Genomic DNA, 3,743 nt, shown 5'->3' with positions numbered 1-3,743 from the left:
CCCTTCACCACCGTATCTCTCCGGCTAATAGTGGTCATCCGTCGGTGGCTGCTTCTGACACGTTTGAGTGATGAGAAATTCGCACGCAGCATTGCAGTCGTTACATCACATAGCACGTGCCGCGGTCTAGCAAGTTCGAGAGCCGCCTACGACTTAAAGATCGCAGGTTCGACCCGTAGTGATCGCTTGACGAGCGATCCGTGAGTGGGAAAGTCAAGACGGCAGACCGCTGCAGCGCCGAGTAGCCTCTTGCTAGTGAACAACAGTGCGCCGGAATAAATCGGTGAGATTTTAGAGAATAATCCCGAAACCCAACCGGATACGTAGCATTGCCCGGCGTTATGCGAGAAGTTCCTCCAGCAATGCATCCTCGCTCGGCAACCCTCCGCGCCTGACAATGGCGCTGACTGAATCTGTAAGAAGGCTCCACGCCTCCAGCCAATCTGACAATCCCGGATCGGATTTTGCGCCATGAGCGATCTTGCTGCGCAGGTCGTAGGCTCGTTTTACACGTTTATGATAATCACGTCGGTCTCTGCCATTGGAGTTCAACTGCGCCATATACAGAGCCACCCGGAATGAAACCTCCGTGGTGACTCGTGGAAAGATGGACTCAAGGGCGGTCCAAATGTGCAGGATTGATTGCGCTCGTGAAGAGAGTTTAGGCGCATCAGTCATCGCAGATTCCAGCGCGTGCAGCGGGGAGTTTTTTTCCGTGACGCGCAGCCATTCTTCGGCGAACTTTGCCGCGTCATAGAACACATTATCAGACACACCGCGCTTATCGTTGATTGTCCTGCAGTCGAACGAAAGTTCCAAGGGCCATGCTTCTACCAAGTCCTCGCCAGACTTAATGCCGGTCCGCATCTCCTCAGGAAGTTTATCGAGGCTCAAGCCGCTGTCACGGCTATTGATCCCGGAGTACGCATTGATCGAATGCGTGGTGATGAATGGCGAGAGGAAAGGAGATACTCCGGTTCTATATAAGGCGACCTGCAGGGCTCGAAATTTTCGCTGTGCTTCCTCGACAGTTGCCACAGCAGAGACGCGAACTTCAAGTTTGCAATGGGCGAGAAAAATGTCCATTGCCTGATACGGCAGGCGAAGCTTGTGTCTTGTCGCCAGCGTGGCAAGATCAAACGTAGATGTTTGCCACTTCCGCGTCGACAACGCGAAGTGGCCTAAATCGAGCTCGGACTCTTCGAAGCATGGCGTCAAGAAGAGCACAGGAAAATAGTAGGAATTGTTCGCTGACATGGTGCGCCCCATAATATCCTTATCTGTTAGATAAAGCTCACTCGACTCGATGTTGTTGCAGCCATGTCGCTTCAGCTATAACTGCATCCAGCACACGCTCCAAGCGTGAAGTATCATAGCCACCACCACGAAGCGTCTCTGTCGTTTGATCGAGAAAATGACGCATATAAGTTTCTTTGAACTCAAGCGCTCCCTGCCAAGCATCGACGTCTTTCTTATAATTACTCCATCGAACTACCGCTGGAGATCGACTGGGAAGTCGTAGATCAAGATAGCATTCGATTGCCGCCGCGCGTCCGTTTATGTCCGACTCTCGTGTTCCCTCCGGACCTATCGCGGGAAATTTGCGCAGAGTGTCGTCGTCTGGAAGTAGCATCGCACGCATATTGGTCGGCATATTAAGATCTTCAAGGCGCTTCATCGCGTCGACACCTTCCGCGTCGTTATCCAGAATAAAAAGAACCTTGTTTTGTATATCTATTCTGACAAGGCCTTCTGCGAATTTTACCAAATTTCCAGTCCCCCAAAACGGGTGCCTCTCATCAACATCCACGAACCGGAAAAAATCTGCAACGTCGGGCCGCAGCGCGCTGAATGCTCTCTTAAGAATGCGAGAGTCGGTAGTCCCTTCCGTTGCCACCAGAATTGTCTTTGAGCGAATTGCGCCAGTCTTGAAATCCTCGTCGGAAGCCCAGCCGGCATCGACTAGCCGTCCATAGTCCCATACGACTTTTGCGTTTCTATTCTTTTCACTTTGTCCGAAAACTTGGAGCATCGAGTAAGCGCTGAGGAAACAAACTTTCGATGCGAAATAGCTTTTCTCGGACCAACACAAACCATCGCCAATGATCGGTAGTCTATTGATTTCAGCTTCGGCGTCACAAAAACGACCCCGTACATCGACAGTGCTTTCATAGGCGTCGCGATAGGTCTCGTCTAGATCTTCTATAGAATAACGACCAACAAAAGCGCAGAACTCATCGAACGACATGGTGTTGCTATTATCTATGTCGATTTCCGCTGTAACATCACAATATTCGGCTAATAGCGAATTGTACTCAGCTCGTGTGGTCTCAATTGTATTTCCTAGTAAATTTAGCCGAGAAAGCATTCGCGACAATGGACGGACTAGGGCGTCATATCCATCTTCGTCTGGATCATCGTCAGCGCTCGTCTTGACCCTCGCGCGGTCGCTTTCCTGGAACAGGGAGCGGTGATCAACGCCGGGATTATTCTTAGCCCAATCGATGGTCAAACCACCGACATCCAAATTGATCTCCGTGCCCACGCTATAACTCCGATGAGTGCGCCATACTTGGCGGTAATCCTCACAAAAAACTCAGGTGTCGTCATTTTTTTTCCGGCGAAGCGTTCCGGTTTTTTGCCATATGAGATCACCGGACGAACGCCGCTTCGTGGCCGATTCTTGCCCGTTGGGACCGACAAGAATCGGCCAATTGCTACCCCGGAGAGAGGCAGCCTCTGACCCGCTGCGGTGTTGGTCCTCTCCGGAGCGGGAATGCACCGAGCCGAGAGACTGTATGTAGTTCCCACTATGAATCTGCCAGGCGGACGAGATGCTTCATGAACGACGAAGTGATCTCCATGACAAACTCGATTTCCTCTTCAATTATAGCGTCGTCATGCTTGATGTAGTTGTTTTGGTACTTGCAGTAGTAGTCTAAGAGCTTGGCGAACATATTCGCAAATTCGCTCGAACCCTGCCTGTCCTTGATGAACTGTCCAATGTTGGCGAGCTGGTTCTCAAGTGACTTGTTGTTTGAGAAAAGACTCTTGAGGAGTAACTCCAGAGCCAAGCGCAGGTCGTCGAGCAGATTGCGCTCATAGGTCTGCAATTCGTATTTCTGAAGCGCCTTCTCGTATAGGTCAAGCGACTGGGGGTAACCGTCAAGCCAGTGCTTCGTTTCCTCGATCAGCGCCAGATTGACCTCGGCCGGCGCATCGTGTGGATCCAAGTGCGCGTATCTCGTGACTAGCCGGTGTATCAGCTCTTCTCGCTCGGCGCTGGGGAGGAGTGGGAAGGAAGGATGTCTGACCAGCGCCTTGAGGATGACGTACTGTTGTGAGGGCGAAAACGCTTCAATATTTCTGAGCAGTGCCGTTCGCTTGTTGATGCTGGCGCCTTCAAGACGCGGGACGGGCAGATGGACGTCGTACTCAACGGCGTAACCATTCAATTCCTTCATAAGCTTTGCCCCAGACAAACCCTTGGTGGTGTCTCCCAAGATGTCGGCAGCGTACTGCAGGAATGCCAAGGGGATCTTCTCGTCCGGAATGCGCATGTAGTGGTTCCTTGTATGGTCTCGATTAATTTCGCGCCGGGCTCTCCAATTTCCATTTTCGTGTAACGCTCCCACTCATGAAAGCCGATCCGCGACCGAAATAGTCATGCCCCGAATTCGACGAGGATTGCTGTCCGAGCACACGAAAGGCACTTATCTGACGTAAAAGCTAAAGTCCGCTTT

General features: G+C 51.6%; 3 protein-coding genes. All 3 read right to left on the bottom strand.

What is annotated here, in order from left to right; translation table 11 throughout:
* Positions 1-339 precede the first annotated feature (339 nt).
* The gene (locus N5D30_RS25945) at positions 340-1,257 is read right to left on the bottom strand and encodes a HEPN domain-containing protein (protein WP_279911318.1); all 918 of its coding nucleotides are present in this window, start codon (positions 1,255-1,257) and stop codon (positions 340-342) included.
* 37 nt (positions 1,258-1,294) lie between these two features.
* A complete protein-coding gene (locus N5D30_RS25940) occupies positions 1,295-2,545 on the bottom strand; it encodes a HEPN/Toprim-associated domain-containing protein (protein WP_279911317.1) in 1,251 nt (416 codons plus the stop codon).
* Between the two features lie 265 nt (positions 2,546-2,810).
* Positions 2,811-3,560 (bottom strand): hypothetical protein, encoded by a 750-nt coding sequence (locus N5D30_RS25935; protein WP_279911316.1) that lies wholly within the window; start codon positions 3,558-3,560, stop codon positions 2,811-2,813.
* Positions 3,561-3,743 lie beyond the last annotated feature (183 nt).

The sequence above is a fragment of the Pseudomonas sp. GD03875 genome (assembly GCF_029840585.1).
GTDB classification, from domain to species: domain Bacteria; phylum Pseudomonadota; class Gammaproteobacteria; order Pseudomonadales; family Pseudomonadaceae; genus Aquipseudomonas; species Aquipseudomonas paralcaligenes.
The sequence above is the reverse complement of the archived record's forward strand: the minus strand, read 5'-3'. Positions and strand labels throughout refer to the sequence as shown.